At 27.4% G+C, this 20,013-nt stretch carries 20 protein-coding genes and 1 pseudogene; 4 read left to right on the plus strand and 17 right to left on the minus strand.

What is annotated here, in order from left to right:
* Window positions 1–1,178: 1,178 nt before the first annotated feature.
* Window positions 1,179–1,313: a hypothetical protein gene (locus ACE38S_RS02490; protein WP_374696236.1), complete on the minus strand. Its 135-nt coding sequence runs from the start codon at window positions 1,311–1,313 to the stop codon at window positions 1,179–1,181.
* A gap of 1,070 nt (window positions 1,314–2,383) precedes the next feature.
* Between ACE38S_RS02490 and ACE38S_RS02495 the strand changes: the two genes are divergently transcribed.
* From ACE38S_RS02495 to ACE38S_RS02505, 3 genes and pseudogenes are all read left to right on the plus strand, one after another.
* A complete protein-coding gene (locus ACE38S_RS02495) occupies window positions 2,384–2,530 on the plus strand; it encodes a hypothetical protein (protein WP_374696237.1) in 147 nt (48 codons plus the stop codon).
* A gap of 376 nt (window positions 2,531–2,906) precedes the next feature.
* Complete coding sequence (locus tag ACE38S_RS02500) at window positions 2,907–3,110, plus strand: hypothetical protein (RefSeq protein ID WP_374696238.1); 204 nt, start codon at window positions 2,907–2,909, stop codon at window positions 3,108–3,110.
* 285 nt (window positions 3,111–3,395) lie between these two features.
* A pseudogene (locus ACE38S_RS02505) lies at window positions 3,396–3,635 on the plus strand (IS30 family transposase); the annotation flags it as partial.
* A 33-nt stretch (window positions 3,636–3,668) separates the two neighbouring features.
* On the opposite strand, the gene ACE38S_RS02510 reads toward ACE38S_RS02505, so the two are convergent.
* The 14 genes from ACE38S_RS02510 to ACE38S_RS02575 all read right to left on the minus strand — a co-directional run bounded on the left by ACE38S_RS02510 (window position 3,669) and on the right by ACE38S_RS02575 (window position 17,461).
* Window positions 3,669–4,169 (minus strand): deoxycytidylate deaminase, encoded by a 501-nt coding sequence (locus tag ACE38S_RS02510; RefSeq protein WP_374696239.1) that lies wholly within the window; start codon window positions 4,167–4,169, stop codon window positions 3,669–3,671.
* The gene (locus ACE38S_RS02515) at window positions 4,157–5,536 is read right to left on the minus strand and encodes a rhomboid family intramembrane serine protease (RefSeq protein WP_374696240.1); all 1,380 of its coding nucleotides are present in this window, start codon (window positions 5,534–5,536) and stop codon (window positions 4,157–4,159) included. The genes ACE38S_RS02510 and ACE38S_RS02515 overlap by 13 nt, the downstream gene beginning before the upstream one ends.
* 6 nt (window positions 5,537–5,542) lie before the next feature.
* Window positions 5,543–6,463 carry an RluA family pseudouridine synthase gene (locus ACE38S_RS02520; protein WP_374696241.1) on the minus strand — a complete coding sequence of 307 codons (921 nt, stop codon included), beginning with the start codon at window positions 6,461–6,463 and terminating at the stop codon, window positions 5,543–5,545.
* A gap of 1 nt (window position 6,464) precedes the next feature.
* Window positions 6,465–7,043 carry a signal peptidase II gene (gene lspA / locus ACE38S_RS02525; protein WP_374696242.1) on the minus strand — a complete coding sequence of 193 codons (579 nt, stop codon included), beginning with the start codon at window positions 7,041–7,043 and terminating at the stop codon, window positions 6,465–6,467.
* 33 nt (window positions 7,044–7,076) lie between these two features.
* A complete protein-coding gene (gene ileS, locus ACE38S_RS02530) occupies window positions 7,077–9,803 on the minus strand; it encodes an isoleucine--tRNA ligase (protein ID WP_374696243.1) in 2,727 nt (908 codons plus the stop codon).
* A gap of 1,541 nt (window positions 9,804–11,344) precedes the next feature.
* The gene (locus ACE38S_RS02535) at window positions 11,345–11,557 is read right to left on the minus strand and encodes a hypothetical protein (RefSeq protein WP_374696244.1); all 213 of its coding nucleotides are present in this window, start codon (window positions 11,555–11,557) and stop codon (window positions 11,345–11,347) included.
* 119 nt (window positions 11,558–11,676) lie between these two features.
* Window positions 11,677–11,949, minus strand: coding sequence for a S4 domain-containing protein (locus ACE38S_RS02540; RefSeq protein WP_374696245.1), 273 nt, complete (start codon window positions 11,947–11,949; stop codon window positions 11,677–11,679).
* Window positions 11,950–12,428: 479 nt separating this feature from the next.
* Entirely contained in the window at window positions 12,429–12,857 is a 429-nt protein-coding gene (locus ACE38S_RS02545; RefSeq protein WP_374696246.1) for a cell division protein SepF, read from the minus strand.
* A gap of 2 nt (window positions 12,858–12,859) precedes the next feature.
* Window positions 12,860–14,104, minus strand: a complete 1,245-nt coding sequence (gene ftsZ, locus ACE38S_RS02550) for a cell division protein FtsZ (protein WP_374696247.1) — start codon at window positions 14,102–14,104, stop codon at window positions 12,860–12,862.
* A 124-nt stretch (window positions 14,105–14,228) separates the two neighbouring features.
* A complete protein-coding gene (locus ACE38S_RS02555; RefSeq protein WP_374696248.1) occupies window positions 14,229–15,497 on the minus strand; it encodes a cell division protein FtsA in 1,269 nt (422 codons plus the stop codon).
* Between the two features lie 36 nt (window positions 15,498–15,533).
* Window positions 15,534–16,475, minus strand: coding sequence for a 16S rRNA (cytosine(1402)-N(4))-methyltransferase RsmH (gene rsmH / locus ACE38S_RS02560; RefSeq protein ID WP_374696249.1), 942 nt, complete (start codon window positions 16,473–16,475; stop codon window positions 15,534–15,536).
* A 3-nt stretch (window positions 16,476–16,478) separates the two neighbouring features.
* Window positions 16,479–16,940: a division/cell wall cluster transcriptional repressor MraZ gene (mraZ, locus tag ACE38S_RS02565; protein WP_374696250.1), complete on the minus strand. Its 462-nt coding sequence runs from the start codon at window positions 16,938–16,940 to the stop codon at window positions 16,479–16,481.
* 174 nt (window positions 16,941–17,114) lie between these two features.
* On the minus strand, window positions 17,115–17,291 hold the full coding sequence (gene rpmF / locus ACE38S_RS02570) for a 50S ribosomal protein L32 (protein WP_374696251.1): 177 nt from the start codon (window positions 17,289–17,291) through the stop codon (window positions 17,115–17,117).
* Window positions 17,291–17,461, minus strand: coding sequence for a hypothetical protein (locus ACE38S_RS02575; protein WP_374696252.1), 171 nt, complete (start codon window positions 17,459–17,461; stop codon window positions 17,291–17,293). Before ACE38S_RS02575 ends, rpmF begins: the two co-directional genes overlap by 1 nt.
* A 133-nt stretch (window positions 17,462–17,594) precedes the next feature.
* Between ACE38S_RS02575 and ACE38S_RS02580 the strand changes: the two genes are divergently transcribed.
* A complete protein-coding gene (locus ACE38S_RS02580; RefSeq protein WP_374696253.1) occupies window positions 17,595–17,783 on the plus strand; it encodes a hypothetical protein in 189 nt (62 codons plus the stop codon).
* A 390-nt stretch (window positions 17,784–18,173) separates the two neighbouring features.
* Here ACE38S_RS02580 and ACE38S_RS02585 read toward each other — a convergent pair whose 3' ends face one another.
* Window positions 18,174–18,383 carry a hypothetical protein gene (locus ACE38S_RS02585; RefSeq protein WP_374696254.1) on the minus strand — a complete coding sequence of 70 codons (210 nt, stop codon included), beginning with the start codon at window positions 18,381–18,383 and terminating at the stop codon, window positions 18,174–18,176.
* Window positions 18,384–19,041: 658 nt separating this feature from the next.
* Window positions 19,042–20,001: a hypothetical protein gene (locus ACE38S_RS02590; protein WP_374696255.1), complete on the minus strand. Its 960-nt coding sequence runs from the start codon at window positions 19,999–20,001 to the stop codon at window positions 19,042–19,044.
* Window positions 20,002–20,013 lie beyond the last annotated feature (12 nt).

Genomic DNA, 20,013 nt, shown 5'->3' on the forward strand with positions numbered 1-20,013 from the left:
ATTGCTTTAAAATTCCTTACTTTACTTAATTTTAAAAATTTGTCTGAATATATTATTCCACTTACGATTTCTTGATTTTCAGTTGACAGTTAATTTATAATAAAAAGTAGATTTGGTTTATTAATTATTGATAAAATATGAATCTTGCTTAAAGGTCAGATAATAACCATTAAACATCTAAATATGTGTGTTTAATTGAAAAATAAGATTATAAACGAATGTAAAAATTATGATATAAATTACAAAAATCACTCTTTATATAAAAATAAAATTGCTTGAGCTTTTTGTTATTATGTAAACTTATTTTCTTTTTTACATAGTAAAATTTAATATTCACAATTATTTAGTTAAAATATTTTAATAAATTTTTCTGCTTATGTTTATTTTAATTATGTTTAATAATATTCTTCATTTTAATAATCATTTTTACTGTTTTTGGTTTCTTTAATTACTTAATTATATTTTTTAATTTCTGCTGTAATTTCTTGTTTTAATTTTTTACTATAAAAAATTTATTTTATTTTTAGTTATTTGGATTTTGTTGGTGTTAATCGTATTTTATTATTACCGCTATTTACACAACCAATTAATAGAATTTTACTTCCTAATGAAAAGGAAAATGTTAGTAATAAACTAAGTAATTTTTTATTTTTATAATGCCATAAATAAATACCATTATCTCAATAATTGGGATTATAAATATTTTTTAAATCTTCTAATAATTTTTTTCTTTTTTTTTATGGAAAATTTTCGTTTTATTATATTATTTTCAAATTTATTATTATATTCATTTAGTAAATCATTATTAACATCATTTTTGTTTTGTAAATTAAACTGCTTTTTCTTTTATTGCTTTAATTTTTCAAAAAATAAAATTAAATTTTTTCCCACAATATTACCATTTTTATTTTCGCTACTATGAATTACGTAACTTTTATTTTCATCAATTTTTAAACTAAAATAATTTTGATAACTTGATAAACTTAAATAATTTTTATCTCAAACAACATAATATTTTTGATTTTTTATTAAAATATGGATTATTATTATTTATTTCTTGTAAAATTAAATTTTGATTTAAATAAATTATTTTTATAATAATTAATTACCTACATTTTATTTTATCGTATTTTATTTAATAAGATATTTTCAATATTGTTAACTTTATCAATTAAAGCTTACATAATTTGTTCTAAATTGCTTAAATTGTTATCTATTGTTTTTTTAATTTCGTTAATTAAATCTCTAATCACATTTTTAATTTTATTTTCAATCTTTCTTATCGCTTCATAATCAATAATTTCTATTTCCATAATTATCTTTTCTTAATATGTTATATTTAACTTATTTTTAAAATACAATCATAACAAATTTCTTTACCAATTTTGTTTGTTAAAAAGTTTTTTCTAATTTTTATATAATTAGTAGTAAAGAATAAATAATATAATTATTTTTGTTTACATGTTCAACAAAAATAATTTTTCATATAATATTCCTTTCTTCATTTAATTTTTTGTTATAGAAAGAAAGTTTAATGATAACTACTTACTATCTTTATTTTCTTTTATTTTTCACTAGTTATTTGTTAAATAACTTTATTGTCCATCCTCTTTTTTAGGTATAGTTTCCCTTAGGCATTGATTTGATTAATCACTTGAAACTACTATTATGCCTTGTGCAGTACTAATTTAATTATAATTGATTAATCTTATCATATATTCCTCCCTCTTCGTTTATTTTTTAGTGTTCCAGCTTGATCACTTTGTGAAATTTCTTAAATCTATATATAATATATATCTATTTTTCCTAATTTTTGATATTAATAATTTTTCATTTATTTTTTTAAAAAACTAATTTTTTAAGAATTTGATGATTATTTTGGCATTGCAAAGTTAAAAATCAAAAGTTAGCATTTATTTTTTGTTTATTAATAAATTCTAAAATCGCTAAACAATTACAAACATATTTTTTATAATATCAACCACCCTTTCTGTTTTTGATTAATTTTGTAAAGTATTCATTAATATAACACTGACATTTATTAATCAAAATTGTTTTATTTTATAATTTAATTTTTAACTATTTTCAACAGAGTTCTTTAAAATACACTTTCAAAACCTTCTTATAAAGAGTAAGATTTCTAAATTTTTTTATTGTTGAACACTCACCCTTTAACCATTGTGGATTAAATATTTATCCCCCAAAAAAACCACGATAACTATTTTATATTGCCTGAAATATTGCTTTTATTGGTCATAGCAGTTACGACCCGGCCCCCTCTATATTATTTATCCTCACTTACTTGTTGGTTAAACGATATTCCAGGTATGATATTTTTATTCGGTTAGTTTTTGCTGTTATTTTCTGAAAATAAACAAGGTTAATGATAATTAATAAAAAAATAGAAATTATTAACAATAATAAAGAAAAATATTCCATGCGAAAAATTGGTCAAATAGGATCAAAATTAAAGATAGCAAAATCAACATATTACTATCAAATTAATAAATGTGGCTATGGTTGATGTTAATAATTATGAACAAAAAGTTATCAGAGCATTTAAGCTAATCGCCAAAATTTATGGGTCTTATAAAATTAAAGCTTTTTAAATTAAAAAGATATTATCTTATCGCGAAGAAAAATTCACCAAATTATGATTAAAAATTAGTTAGTATCTAAATGCACCAAATTAAAATATTATAATCATAAGTTGGTGGTTAATAACAACGAAATTAGCAACGTTTTTAAACCGTGAATTTAATAATAAACAACCCAATGAAGTTGTTGTTAGTGATTTAACATATGTTTAATGTGGTGCTAAATGACATTATCTTTGTTTGTTAATTAACTTGTTTAATCGTGAAATAATTGGCTATAATATCGAGACAAATAAAATAGTATAACTAGTGCAAGAAACCTTTTATTCAATTACAAGACCATTAAAACAAATTACGTTATTTCATAATAACTGGAGTAATGAATTTAAAAATAAAATCATTGATAATACCTTAAATATTTTTAACACCAAACAATCATTAAGCAATAAAGGAGGGCGCTATCCTTATGATAATGCTGGGGCTGAAAAAATTTACAAAAGTTTTAAAAAATAATTTGTCAAGAGGCAAAAATTTATAAATTTAACCCAATTAAAATACAAATTATTTAACTTTATGCATTGATATAACAATATTCGAATTCATGGTAGTTTAAATTATTTAACACCCTGTTTAATTTAGAAAACAACAGTCCATATAAAAATTGTCTAAAAAGGTTGCTAATCCAAGAATCCTAATTTGTTTATAATTACTTAATTTTATACAAAACCTAAGAATAATTAATAATACCAGGAAAATGAAATGAATTATTACATATCAAGGCAAATAATTTAGTAAATAAAAAAAATGAAAATATTTGCTGAAACACAAGTTTATTTTTGTGACCCCAGTAAAACAAAACAAAAAACATTAATTGAACATATGAACAACGAATTTAGATATTGTCTCCCAAAGGGAACTGATTTTAATAATGTTAGTCAAAAAATAATAGATTGATTAGTTAATGTTATAAATGATAAACTTCAACCGTGTTTTACTTGAATAAGTGCAAAAACAATGTTTTTGCAAAATATTAAATAAATTTTCTGTTTGTATCTACACAACGCCAATTAATTATTTTTTTGGTTGTAGTTCGACAATAACATTAACAACAGGTAAACAACGATAAATAACTTGCGCTTGATCAAACATTCGTTTAGCTACTTGATTAGCCTCACTATCCTCATATTTGTCATTATCATAAATAACTTCTTTAATCCCCGCTTGAATAATAATTTTGGTACATTCAGTACAAGGAAACAAAGTTGTATAAATTCGAAAATTCTCTAAGTTTGTTCGCGCACTTAAAATGGCATTTAACTCTGCGTGGGCAACATACGGATATTTTGTTTCTAAATACGCACCTTCGTGTGCTCATGAAAAATCATCATCATTCAAACCACGCGGTAAACCATTATAGCCTGTAGCTATAATTTGATTAATTTGGTTAACAACACAACTCCCAACTTGCGTATGGGGATCTTTACTGCGCATTGCACAAACATGAGCAACACTTAAGAAAAAATCATCCCACGATAAATAATCATCCCTTTTTTTGATTGTTAACGCTGTCATAAATTACCTAATCCGCCCAATACAAAAATATTATCAAAACTAGTTTGACTATTTAATAAAAAAATTGGTCAACCTGTTTTTGGATAAAGATAATAACTATTTAACATGTCTTCAATGGCACTCTGACTAATTAAGCCCACACGTCAATAGCTTACTAAGACTTCAATTACTGCCCCATTATATGGCGGCACATAACGCATTCACAATAAGGTGACAACACTAACTGTTATTATTGTGACAATAATAAAGATCGGATATAACATTGTTCAATTCACACGATGTGAACGGTTAAATTCTAAGCCATAACCAATCGCACTCCCAACAAAAAAGCTAATAAAATTAATTAAATAATATGAATAACCCAAAAAGATTGGCATTATTAAAAGCCATAACATAATAATTAAAATTCTTTGATTGGCAATTAAAGCCAATAAATCTTCTTTCCCATAATTATAACTAAACAAACTTCCCCATAGAATTGCTAATAAAATTGTTGAACCACCAAAAATTCAATTCGGTAACACGGCACCTAAAAATAAACCCACCAATGGGACCCCTAACAATAAAATTGCCGATAATCGTCAACGCCCCAACAAAGCTTCCGCATAACGAGCAACGGTAAAAATCATAAATAAATTTAAAACTACTAATAATGAATTACTTGAAAATAAGACATATGTTCATAATCGTCATCATTGGTTATTTCAAATTAATAAATCCCGGGTAATTCCCCCATAAACCAGTTTTGTTGCTTTTTCACTTAGTCCTTGCGTATTAAAAATCTGAGATCCAAAAAAGATACCAACAATTGGAATAACTAATAATAAGGCGATTAAAATTCACGTCACGCCAAGATTGTTGACACTTAACTTATCACTTAATTGCTTTAAATTTTTCGTTAATTTACTATTTGGTTCTTTAATACCATCTAAAATTTCTTCTTTTGTCATCCTTGCCGTTGAAGATTTAGTTTCACTATTTTTTTCTAACATGGTAATGTTAGGATAATAATTTTTTAACCTATCAAGATAATTATTTTGATTAACAAATAAGGTTACATCGCCACCATCATCTTTGTAAATTTGCGAACGATTTTCAATTAAAACAATTGATAAAATAGTAAGTTTTGCGCGTTGAAATTTTTTATTTAAAAAAGTCTTTAACATTTGCACAATTTCATCATTAATGATGAAATCATTAAATTCACCACTAAAATTATCAATAATTTTAATAATCTGAAATTCTTTACTATCAACTTTATATAAATAAGCATTATTATTATTTCGTGACTTACTTTTATAAACACTGTATTTTTCTTGTTTTAAAAAATAATCAATTAGGGATAACTTATCTTTATCAAAAATCATTGTTTTCTATCCTTTCGTGCGTAGTATTGCTAATCTTCGTTCAAACTCTTGTGGTAATTTTGCTGTTATTGTCATAAATTTTTTCGTAACTGGATGAACAAATGTTAATTGATAAGCATGCAGATATTGGCCAAAACTTTCTTTTTTACCAGCACTTGTCCCATATAACGGATCACCTACAATTGGATGATTAATGTATTTTAGATGGACGCGAATTTGATGCGTTCGTCCTGTTTCTAATTCACACTCTATATAAGTATAGTCATTAAATCGTTCAATTACAAGAATATTAGTCACTGCTTTTTTAGAATTTTTTGCGGTTATGGTCATTTTTTTGCGGTTATTTGGATCGCGACCAATCGGAGCATATATTTTAGCCTGTTTTTCAGTAATTTTACCATAAACAAGCGCTAAATACCGGCGTTGTAACTGTTTTGTCTGAATTTGTTCTTGCAACTGCTGATGAACAAAATCATTTTTAACAATAATTAAGACTCCTGTTGTTTGCCGATCAATTCGATGGACAATACCCGGACGTTGTTCACCGCTAGCTGTTGATCAATCAACACCATGTGCTAATAACGCATTCACTAGGGTGTCATCTTGATGCCCTGGCGCGGGGTGAACAACCAAGTTGTTTGGTTTATCAATCACCATTAAATACTCATCCTCATATAAAATTGTTAACAGCATTGCCATCGGAGTTAAGGCGCTGGCCTTTGATTCAGGTAATTCAATAATAATTTGATCACCAATTTTACCAAGCGAATTTGCTCGCACCACTTGGTTATTAACTTGCGCTTGTCCGGCTATGATTAATTTTTGCACTTTTGTACGAGAAAAAGGAGTTTGTTGCGTCTTAAAATAATCAGTTAAAATTTTATCAATACGATTTGTTGTCGAAGCAGTAAAAGTAATTTTAGCCATTTTACTCAACATTTTCCTCGTGATTACTACGATGGCGTTCAAGATAAAATTGAATAATTTCAATTATAATGGCAATAATTAGGACAATAACCCCTGCTATTACACAAGTATCAGCTAAATTAAAAACACTATACGGTGGGAATCAAATTCATGCCAGAAAGTCAACAACGCCCCCTTGATTTCACATTCGGTCAATTAAATTGCCAAAGCCGCCAATTGTAATCATAATTAAACCAATAACCGCCGGTTTACTATTAACATACAGAAAAATTCCAAACGCGATCAAGGTAATAAAGACAGCACCAATAATTACAACCATAAGATTATTCGCATTTATCCCAAAAGAAATCCCTGTATTAACCATAAATTTAAAGTTAATAAATCCATCTAAAAATTTAACTTCTGGCGCATCAGAACTATGCGATAATAAATGAAAAACTAATTGTTTAGTAATAATATCTAAAATTAATAAACCAATAAAAAGCGACAAACAAACTTGCAGTTTGTATTTTCAAATATAATTCCGATTTTTAAAATGATCTCGAACATCATATCATAATTGTTTTGTTCGTTCTTTCATTTGTTTTTAACTCCTTTGTTTCTTTTATATATATTATCGCACATTTTTTGTTGATAAAACATTAAAACAACGATCACAGATTTCATTATTTTGAGCGTTTAAATGGTTATAAATCATTCAACAACGTTTGCATTTTGCTCCGGCTTTTTCTTGCACTTTTAAATAACTTGTTTCATATTCGGTTAAATGATGATGATCAGTTGTAAAAATAATCTCACTAACAATAAAAATTTGATATAAATCCTTAATTGTTGCTAATTCAGCATATGGTTCTTTTAAAGCGATCGTAACTTGGCATTCTAAGGATTTCTTAATTTCTTTTTGTTCACGACGGCGTTCTAATTCTTTATTAACATCATCACGTAATTTTAATACTTGTTCTCATTTTGTTATTAATGCTTGATTAATTATGGTTGGTAAAACAAAATTATCTTCGCAATGCACCGAACTTTGTTGGTGAGGATATTTAATAAACCAGTGACTCTCTTCTACCGTATGCGGAATAATTGGTTTTAAAGCATCAACTAAAATACGATATAAATAATATAGGATTGTTTGCACAACACGCCGACGAGGAGCAGCCATTTGTTCAATATATAAAATATCTTTGGTAAAATCTAAATAAAATTTTGATAAAGTTGTAATCACAAAATTATTAATTAACATATAAACATTATTAAAATTAAATTCCTCATAACTTTTATTAACTTTTTGTTGAAATTCATGGGCTAAATGTAACATATAATAATCAACTCCCGTTAATTGTGATTGACAATCGGTTGCTGGATTAAAATCAGTTAAATTCGCTAATAAAAACCGTAAAGTATTACGAATTTTACGATAAACTTCGACAATTTGTTTTAAAATATCCGGACCAATTTTAACATCATCGCGATAATCAACCGATGCAACTCACATTCGTAAAATATCAGCACCATACTGGTCAATAATCGCTAAAGGCGAAATTACATTTCCTAATGATTTACTCATTTTACGACCTTTTTCATCGTTAGCAAAACCATGCGCTAAAACTATTTGATATGGCGCATGTCCTGTGGCAACAACCGAAGTAATTAATGAAGAATTAAATCAACCACGGAATTGATCAATTCCCTCTAAACAAACACTAACAGGATGCGGCAACTGGTAAGATTTTGTGACCGCTAAATTACTAACCCCACTATCAAATCAAACGTCCATAATATCTTGTTCTTTGCGTCAATTACGCTTTTGGTACGATGGTGGTAATAATTGATCAGCTGTTCATTCAAATCAAATATCGGTTGTTTTTGCTTTAGCAAATAAATTAATGACATATTCAATTAATTCGGAGCTAAATTGCGGTTGATTATTTTCATCATAAAAAGCAATAATTGGAACACCCCATAATCTTTGCCGCGAAATACATCAATCTTGCCGGTTTTCAATCATTATTGCCATTCGCTTCTCTGCTCATTCTGTATTTCATTGTACTTGTTTAATTTCCGCTAATAAGGCTGGTTTTATTTTTTCAATTGAAACAAATCATTGCGCTGTTGCTCGATAAATAACTGGTTTCTTTGTTCGTCAATCAATTGGTGAACGGTGCTTAATAAATTTTAATTTTAATAATGTGCCCCTTTGTTCTAAACATTGTCCAATCATTTTATTGGCATCTTCATAATACACTCCGGTTAAAGTGTCGTCTCCGACTTCGATGGTATATTTACCGGAATCGTCTAGGGGAGCAAAAATTGGGACATTATTTGCTTTAGCAATCAAATAATCATCTTCACCAAAACCAGAAGCCATATGAACAACTCCTGTTCCAGCTTCAATTGTAACATGATAACCAAGAACAACAGGGCTATAACGATCATATAAAGGGTGTTTTGTAATAATTCCCACTAAGTTAGCCCCAGCAACTTCTTGAATAATTTTAACTTTTTCTCAGTTAAAAAGAGATTGTAACTGCTCTAATAATGCTTTGGCAAATAAATACTTTTCACTATTAACTACAACTTCAACATAAACAATTTCTTTCCCCACCGCTAACATTTGATTCATCGGAATTGTTCATGGGGTTGTTGTTCAAATAATAAATTTTGTGCCGGGTTTAATTATTTTATTACCTGTCATTACTAGAAAGGTAATAAAAATTGATGGGGAAGTTAATTCGTCATATTCAATTTCGGCTTCCGCTAAGGCCGACTCACTTGATGGTGATCAATAAATTGGTTTTAATTGCCGATAAACTAATTTTTTTTTGACCATTGTTTGAAATAACCGGAATTGTTCTAGTTCATAGGATAAATCTAACGTAACATATTTCTGCTGAAAATCACTAAATAACCCTAACTGACTAAATTGCTTAATTTGGTTATCAATTTGGTCAAGAGCATATTTTCGACAAATTTGGCGAAAGCGAACGGGCGGAGTTATTTTACGATTGACCCCACTTTTAACAACAGCAGTTTCAATTGGTAAACCATGGGTATCTCACCCACAAATTAAAGGGCTATAGTATCCTTTTTGATTATAATAGCGAACAATAAAATCCTTTAAAATTTTATTTAAAGCATGGCCAACATGCAAATCGCCATTTGCATAAGGAGGTCCATCATGTAAAATAAAAGGTGGTTGGGTCACATTATGTTGATAACGACCAGCAACAATATTTGTTCGTAGTCATTCTAATTGGATTTTTGGTTCTTTCTCCGTTAAGTTAGCTTTCATTTCAAATAAGGTATTGGGAATTAATAAGGTATCTTTATAATTCATCAGCGTTTTTTCCTTTCTGTCATAAAAAAGTAAGACTATAAGAGCGCTTAATAATGCACCCATTTTAGTAAATAAAAATAAAAAGTATTTATTATTTTAATAATATCTTTTTATTTACGATTTTAATACCATGTATTTCATTTTATAACATCTTTTATATATTCTTCATGTTAATTATATATTTTATTATTGATTGTATCTTTCTTAAATAATGAATGAAAACTTTATATAACAATATTATCTGCACAGTGGTAATTTTTCCTTGTTGAAATTATAATACCATTAGATAAACATTTATCGTGATAAATAGCGGATGTGTATTGATATCCGTGATCTAAGGTGAATTATTATGCCATTCAGATCTTTTTTTTTATTAATTTTATTTTTTAATTGCATCATTTAAATTATCCATTACTAAATTATTGTCATTATATTTAGATCACTTTACATCAACTATTTCTTTAGTATATTCATCAATAATTGTTGATTGATAATATCTTTCTCTTTTTAAAATTTAAATATGTTACATTAGTAACATTAATGAAAACCTTGTTTTTATATCATTTAATTTACGATTAATTAAATCAAGATATTTAATTATATTTTTATTCTTGGTTTGTTTTATCAATATTTTTCTACGCATTCGTTTTACATATTCAGCTTTAATATTATTTTCATTTATTATTCGTAATACTTTTTTAGCATTATAAATAATTCCATAATCTTCTTTTAAATATTTAGTTATCCAACAATATCCAAATTGTTTTAAATTTTATTCATAGACTTTTACAATATCATTTATTGCTTTTTTTGCTAATGTCATAATTTTTATATTTATCTTAATAACTACTTTTTAACCTTGTTATTTCTAGTAATAATTTTATTGAATATTAATGACAATTTTGTTTAATAAAAGAGACAATTATTGGTTTGCTTAATTGTAAAAGTCATGGAGCTTTTTAATAATTAATACTATGTTTTATAAAATTAAAAAACTCTTTTGCCAAAAGAAATTTTATATCTTTTAGGGTTGTTTAATTTTCCTTTTTTTATGATTTACTCATTAAGATCTTGCTGTATTTGCATTTAGATTATATTGTTTTGCTGATATTCAACGATTTTTTTGTTTAATTTCCTCAATGATTTTTGTTATAAATTATGATGTATATTTGTTATATTTTTGTCCTTTTCTTGCCATATAAAATGCCCCCTATAAAAATTTAGCAAAATCTTTTTTTATTATTTTACTTATTTTTTTGGGGTGCACTCTTCTTGATTTTCGGTAACATCTTATTTTATAAATATTGCAATAATATTTACTTTTTTGTTAATTTCTAATTGTAAAAACACGAAATAATTATTTTCTGGCTATGATTATTTCACATCAATATAATCTTGCTGGAATAGTTGCATTAAATAATTGTGGTTTGTTTTATTATAATAAATAATATATTATTTATTTAATTTTGTTAATAATTTCTTTCTTAATCAATTTAGTAATTATCTCACCATCATTAATAGAAAAAGCATAAATTTGTTTGTTACGTTATAAAAAATCATCAATGAATTTTAAAACAGCTTGGATTATGACGATTATAATCAATGTCGTTTAGTAAAGCGACAATCTCTTCTTTAAAAGCATAGGAAAAATCAACGGCTTTCATAATAATGCGCACCGCGTTATGACTGACAACTTCAAAGGCTTCTTGTGATTTCTCAATATTATAACACGAAACATGTTCTAAATGTTGCAATTATTGTAAACGAAGCATTAATTGTTGATTATCATATGTTAATTTTTCAATAATTTCATTTTGCCCATAAATAACTGTTCGTGAATCTTTCTTTTGTTCTACCATATTTTCCCATACTTTTATACAAATTTTGCAATCGTAATTCGATAATATTGACTTTTTGATGGTAAAATTGCATTAATTCTAAAACAACCATACCGTATGATTGATATTATCATATCACAAGCAACTTGAAAAGTTTTATTATTTACCACAGAAAAATTAACATACACATTATTTTGATCAACATATGTTTGTACTTGTTGGCGTGAAATATTACAAATCATACTAACAAAGGTATCTAACCGTAAACTTTTAACTATTTTAGTAAAAACCAGTAAATTGGTATTCAATCACAACTGGTGATGATGTTATTGTTCATGTTAAAATATTATTTTAGACAATTACTGGCCCTGTTGTAAAAACTGGTGCTACCCTTTTTTCTTAAGGACACTTAAATATATGTTCTTAGCTGTTAAATATAAATCGTTAATTATACGCATTTCTAATTGCATTTGATTTTAAAATAAAACCAAGAATTTTGTTATGTTGTAATAAGTCTTATTTTGGTTGGTTCGCATGTAACATAATAGTATTATCATTAATGCTCATTAAAACTAACAATTGCCCGAAAATCATTGACAAAATACTGATGAATTTGATAATCAGTAATCTTTTCTTATTATAAAATCGCTTCTAAAATAGCAATTTGACGTAAATCAAAAAAATCAGTGTTTACAAAACGACCCCCGCTCCACTTGCTCACACCATCCTTTGGTTTTATTAATTAACTAATAATCTTGTTGATAATATTTGTAATAAATGCACCTTCTTAATCATTTTTTCGCACAATAAAGTGGTACGTGTGATATTCAATTTTTTGAACATAACCATCAAATGCATACATCACGCCACTAATGAAATATAATAATCGGATTCGTTCTGCTTTTGGCAGTTTCTCTAAATGAACAATTAATTGTCCATTTGCCAATAATAAATCAGCCATTTTTGGAGCATCACGATAACTATCCGCAACAAAACCAGTTGTAATAACGCTATTTGCAATAGCATCAGTTTGTTGCTCGTTAATTGCTTCACGATCAAAATTCGCCTTTTGCAACAAGGCGGTGATGATAGGAATAGGTTGGGGCTTAGGATTATTATGATCACCATGAACAATTGGCTCAGTTGGACTATTATTAAAATCAATTCGTGGCTGAGAATCGTAAATATTTCGTTGTTTTTTCTTAAAAATACTCATTATTATCAGCCACGACGAACAAACGGTGGTAAATCATCATCTTCTTCATGTTCAATTACTTGACTATTATTAACACGTTCTCTTCACGCGTTAATGCGACGACGGTTGGCATTTGCCGTTTCGCGTTCAGCATTTTCATTTTCTGATAAATTAGTAAAATAACTTGGCCGCTTACGCGCCATATCTTGATCATTATCATCAATTACACCTGGTTCACGTTCGCGTGTTGGTTTCGCCGCGAGACCTTCGTATTCTTCCGGGGCAGCACGATAAATATTATCAGAAGAACTAAAATTTTGTTCCTCATCAAAGCCGGTGGCAATAACTGTTACAATCATTTCATCATCTAAATGTTCGTTAACGGCTGTTCCAAAAATAATATTAACCTCGCCGCCAATCGCTTGTTTAACAATATCAACCGCATCATTGGCATCGTTTAAAGTTAAAGTATTTCCACCGGTAACATTAATAATCGCATCACGAGCACCACGGATTGATGCTTCTAACAATGGTGAAATTATTGCTTTATTAGCTGCTTCAATTGCTTTATCTTTCCCTGAACCAATCCCAATCCCAAATAAAGCGTTACCTTTATTTTTCATAACAGTTTTAATATCAGCAAAATCTAAATTAATTAAAGAAGGAACAGCAATTAAATCAGTAATTGTTTGGACCCCTTGACGTAAAATATTATCTGCTTCTTTAAAAGAATCCTTTAATGGAACACCGCCAATTACTTCTAATAAACGATCGTTTGAAATAATAATTAATGAATCAACATGTTTACGTAGTTCTTCAGTTCCTTGGATGGCATAACTGTTACGCACACGACCTTCAAAGGAAAATGGTGTTGTAATAATACCAACAGTTAAAGCACCTTGTTCAAGAGCAAGTTTAGAAATAATAGGAGCGGCCCCAGTTCCAGTTCCGCCACCCATTCCAGCGGCAACAAAAACCATATCTGCTCCTTTTAAAGCTTCCTTAATTTCTTCCGCTGATTCAATCGCTGCTTGACGACCAACATCCGGATTAGCGCCAGCGCCCAGTCCTTTTGATGTTTCTTTTCCTAATAAAATTTTATTTTTTGATTTTGAAACACTAATAATTTGAGCGTCAGTATTGGCAACAATAAATTCAACACCTTGTACGCCAGCTTCAATCATGCGATTAACGGCATTATTCCCGGCTCCACCAATACCCATAACTTTTATTGACGCGACTTGTTCGTAATTATCAAAATTGTTCATAACCTTAATTCCTCCATTTTTTACACATTATACTATTTTTTTCACATTTTGTCAGTAATTTTGTTGATATTGTTATAAACCTTTTAAATGTTGATTATTGATGATCATTGCCCTTGGTGTTGGATTATCTTCCATTCATGGTTGTTTGTTGTCCATCATAATAATGATAATGGTTAATTCGTTGGTTTTTTTTATCCACATTATTATTTAGATAACTAATATAACAATGATCAACGGATTGAATATTTGTGGCACTGACCTTATTTGCTAAATGTTGATAATAAATATTCCCTAACAAACCAGTGCATCATGTTTCTTTAGCCCCTAACGTTGATGCGATGTAAACTGAAATATTTTTATTTTTATTTAAAGCAAGTAGATTCTCTTTAAAACCACTAATTCGTAAAATTTCACCAACAACAACCACTGGATAGTCATAGTGCCCTAAGATATTGGCTAACTTTTCACTTAATATTTCCATTTCTTCTTTTAAAACAGAATTAATAATTCGTTTTAAATCATAATGGGTAAAGTTTAATTGCGTTTGTTGTTGATGATCATATTTGCTATAAATAATTAAATTATCTTTACTATTATTATTTAAATTAATAATTTTATATAAATACTTTATTGCTTGCTTATTATCAAAGCTTAAGACATTACATAAACGCATAATTATTTTTTTAATTCCACCCGAAATAATAATTTGTTCACACAATGTCTCGCGCACAAAAACATAAGAGGTAATATTATCATAATTTCAATTAATAATTATAATGCCGTTTTGTAAATCAACCGGCGATGCAATATTTCACGCAAGACTAAACCCTTCTGGAAGGATACCCATAACTTTAATTTTGGCATATTTAAAGGTAGCAAAAATACTTTGAATAACTTGTTTTTTTGTTACATAAACTATTGCCTTAATACTTACTTTATGTGCCGCCTTACCAATTGGTGGCGCTGATAATGCTTTTTGTTCATTAAGAATGTAACGATATGGTCGAATAAAAAAAGCAGTTTCATCGTCTAATAAAGGAACTTCTTTCGCTAACGTAATCAATGAATCAATATCGTTTTTGGTAATTAGCCGATCATGTGTTAAATTTAGCATTTTGGCTAAAGTTTTAATTGTCATATTATTAGCTGGAATACTAATTGCCACACGTTCAATTACAATTCCTAATTGACGATTTGCATCTTTAATTAAATTAACTAATTCTTTTGCAACATTTTTTTCATCAATAATAACGCCGTTGTCACAAAAATGATATTCAAGATGTCTTTTATAAAGCACTTTAATTTGTGATTCACTATAAACACCAACCATAAAACTAAAACTATAATTTTTGATTTCTAACACGGCATATACTTCTTTTAACTTATATTCCACTTCGTTCGCCCCTTTTTAAAAAGTATTTTAATATTATTATTTCACCCGTTCTAATATTCGTAACTTAGCACTAGTACTACGATGATTAACAGTTTGCTCATCAATCGAGGGAACGAGTGCTTTTTTAGTGATAATTCGATAATTACTTTCAAAATATGATATTACTGGTAATTGCTGATTTGTTTCATAATTAGGATCTTGTGTTAAACTTTGAAAATATTTTTTAACAATGCGATCTTCTAATGAATGAAACGAAATTACAACTAAGCGTCCGTGGACCGCCAATAACGTTGTCGCTTGACGTAATGACTCTTGTAAAACAAATAATTCTTGATTTACTTCAATCCGTAAGGCTTGAAAAACTCGTTTCGCCGGATGCTTCGTTTTTTTTAAAATTTTTTGTGGTAAGCTATTTTTAATAATCTCAACAAGTTGGAAAGTTGTCGCAATTTCTTGTTCATCCCGCGCAATAACAATGTTCTTAGCAAGCACTTTAGCGAATGTTTCTTCGCCATAATTTTGAAAAAGTTTCACTAACGCTGCTTGATAATAAGTATTAACAATCATTCTCGCGGTTAAACTTGCTGTTTGGTTCATCCGCATATCCAAAGGACCATCATAACGATAACTAAAACCTCGTTTATAATCATCTAACTGTGGCGATGAAACTCCGAGATCATATAAAATACCATTAACTGCTTTAATTTGTCGTAATTGCAATTCATCAGCTAAATTAATAAAATTATTTTTAATAATTTCATAATTACGATATTTATTTTGATTCAAAATTTGTTCCGAATCAATAATTGCTGCTTCATCTTGTTCAAAACAATATAACTTTCCATTTGAGAGATGCTTTAAAATTTCAATACTATGTCCTGCTCGCCCCAACGTGCAATCAACATAAACTCCATTTTTAATAATATTTAACCCAGCAATTGCTTCTTGTAATAAAACTGTTTGATGTTTAAATTCCATTTGTTAAATTTTTTCCTCAAATTTCTTTGCCGCTTCTTCCATTGCTGGTGTTTGATCAATATATACTTCTCAAACTTTTGTATCTCATAATTCTAAATGATCGTTGTTTCCAACAACAACAACATCTTTACTAATTTTTACTTTATTTTGTAAAATAGACGAAATTTTAATTCGTCCAGCATTATCAAAAGTAGTTTCATCAGACATTGACATAATTTTTCTTGTCAAAGCCCGTCCTTCGGCTGTGGCTTGTCCGGTTGAAGCAACTTTTTCCACTCACTTCAATCATTCGACTTCATTACGAACATCAATACAACCATCAAAACCAAGCGAAATAAAGGCTTTATCATCTTTAAATTGTTCTCTCATTTTATAAGGAATTGTTAATCGTCCTTTATCATCTAATGTATGATTGTAAGTTCCTAATAATGCCATTTTGCCCCATTCTCCCCCACTTTCATACATATTTTATTATACTATTTCCCGTATTGCAACATTTTTCCTAAAATTTTTTATGAAAAAAAGATATGGCAAAATTAAATTATTTTGTTATGATATATTTGTTGTAAAAATTTTTAAAAAAGAACCCTAAAGAGCACGCTCTTTAGGGTTCTTTTTTAAAAAAATTAACTATTATTCCTAATTAACTCTAACAACTTCTTTATTCTTATAATATCCACACTCACAACAAACTCTATGTGGTTTAATTGATGCTCCACAATTTTTACATGCTATCAAAGTTGCTTCAAATAATTTAAAATGTGTTCGGCGTTTTCTTTTTGCCTGTTTGGATGTTTTTCTAAATGGTACCGCCATTATTTTTCCTCCCCTATTGTTTTTAATTTTTCGTGTAATTGTTCTCGTAATGAGTTAGCTTGATCTGCTGCTTGATACGTTGCAAGTTCTTGTTCGGAAAAACCTTGCCAGGTTGAATCACCACTAATTATTTTATCAATATTTTTCAATAAGTTAATAGTAATATTCATAATTATTTCATCTCACGCACATTTAATTATATCAAAATTTTTCTCATTTAAGTAATTAATATCGCTTTTTTAAAAAATTGAAAAACTATATTTATCATTTCACTATAAATTAACCTGAATAAAAAATGTTCCAATGTATGGGCATCTTCACCACAATCTCACCAATAATTTACAAAGTAATATTGAATTTTCAAATATTAAAGCAATAAATGTCTCTGGTAATCTAAAAAGAAATACTATAGTTGGTGAAAACCATAAAATAGCAATTATAACTTTAGCCAATATATGATTTAAAACATCAATCCCGTTAGTAACTAAATAATAGCAAAAGCAAAGATGTCATATAAAGTATAATAAAATTTATTTTAAACAAACCACCTGGTACAATAAAAACAATTACATTTGATCGTGGTAAAGAATTTAATAAGTGAAAAACTTAAAAATATTTTTAAAATAAAAGTTTATTTTGCTGATAACGGTTGTCCTGGCTAAAGAGAATTAAACGAAAATAATAATTAAATTTTGAAAAAAATTTACCAAAAGGAATATATTTATCAATATTTTCTCAAGATGACTTAAATAAAATAGTATTGAAAATAAATCCAATGCCAAGAAAATCATTAAATTATAAAAATTAATTGGATTTTGTGATTTAAAATTCATATTAAGTTTTACATTAAATCTAAAAATATTATTATAATCTTCATTATTATTAGGTTTTGTATAAAATTAAGTAATTTGGATTGGAAATCATTTTTATGACACTTTTTATATGAACTGTTGTTTTATAAATTCAACAAAGTATTAAATAAATTACATTAGTAAATAAAACTTTAAATTTTTCTTTAATACTATTAAATTTACTATTAATTAAATCAAGATATTGCAATAAACTTTTTTCTTTATTCTGTTTATACTTCATTTTTCTTCTCATTTTTCTTACATATTCAGGTTGTATTTGATTATTACACATAATCCTTAAAAAATTTTTTTGAATTATATTTTATATCATAATCTTTCTTAAAATATTTAGTACTTATTCGATATTCAAATTGTTTTAAATTTTATTCATAGACTTTTACAATATCATTTATTGCTTTTTTTGTTAATGTCATAATTTTTATATTTATCTTAATAACTACTTTTTAACCTTGTTATTTCTAGTAATAATTTTATTGAATATTAATGACAATTTTGTTTAATAAAAGAGACAATTATTGGTTTGCTTAATTGTAAAAGTCATGGAGCTTTTTTAGTAACTCATACCTTGTTTTATAATATTAAAAATCTCTTTTGGTAAAAGATATTTTAGATCATTTATGATTGTTTATTTTCTTTTTTTTATTATTTGCTCATCAAGATTATAATGTATTTGCATTTAGATTACATTGTTTTGCTGCTATTCAACAACTTTTTTGTTTAATTTCCTCAATGATTTTTGTTCTAAATTCTGATGTATATTTGTTATATTTTTGTTATTTTCTTGCCATATAAAAATTCACCCTTTATAAAAATTTAGTAAAATCTTTTTTATTTTACTTACTTTTTGAGGTACAGTCTTCTTTAAGTGATTTTAAAAATTAACTAAAAGTTATGTTAACTTTACCGGTATAATAATCTGATTTGACATATGTTGTAATTATTCCCTCTTTTTGATCGATATTAATATCTAAATATAAATCATTTAACAAAACACTTAACCACTTTAACTGACTAACAAAGTTAACACTAATGAACATCATCATTACTTGTAAAATTGTCACTTTTGGTAATTTTCCTAAACTTGTTTTTAACTTCATTTTTCCCAAATCTTCTTTTGCTGCTGGAGGTGGCAGAGTTACAACTGAAAAACGAATATTAACTGAACCATAATAATCTGTTGATGGATTATCATCTTTTAACCAATTATCTTTGCCTGTATTTAAAGTTGCCCCTGTTTGATCAGCATTAACTTCAATATTAGCGGCTGTTTCAATCTGTTTATTTCAAATCTCTGGCACTTGTTCTCCAATAAAAAACTCACCAAACTTATCTAATTCTGAAATAAGTTGCATATTGTTAAAAATAATGGCAATTAAAATTGTTTTGGGACGAGTATCAGTAATTTGCCCTAAATTAGTACTTTTTACTTTATCAGTAAGATGATTTGAAGTCATTACTGTTTTGTTAATTTTAATGGTATTGACATTTGTTCCATCATTAAAATTTAATTCATATTGCCCATTACGATGTAAATCAATTTGTGCAACTGGTTTTGTTTGATTATTAAATTTATAATTTTTTGTTAATTGTTCAAATTTTCATTGTGTTCCTATAAACAATTGTGTTAACTGATCTAATATGTCTGGGATTGTTTGTTTATTATTCTGCGGATTAATTGTTTTAAAATTAATTCCTGCAAAACCAATTACTTCAACAGGTAATATCGGCGAATCAATTGGAATACTATTTCAATTATCATTTTTATTACAACTAACTAATGCCATTGTTGGTCCAAATGTTACAAGACCAACTCCCATCAATGCTAATAATTTCTTCATTTTATTCTCTCC

This window comes from Spiroplasma endosymbiont of Polydrusus formosus (assembly GCF_964263245.1).
GTDB lineage: Bacteria > Bacillota_I > Bacilli_A > Mycoplasmatales > Mycoplasmataceae > Spiroplasma.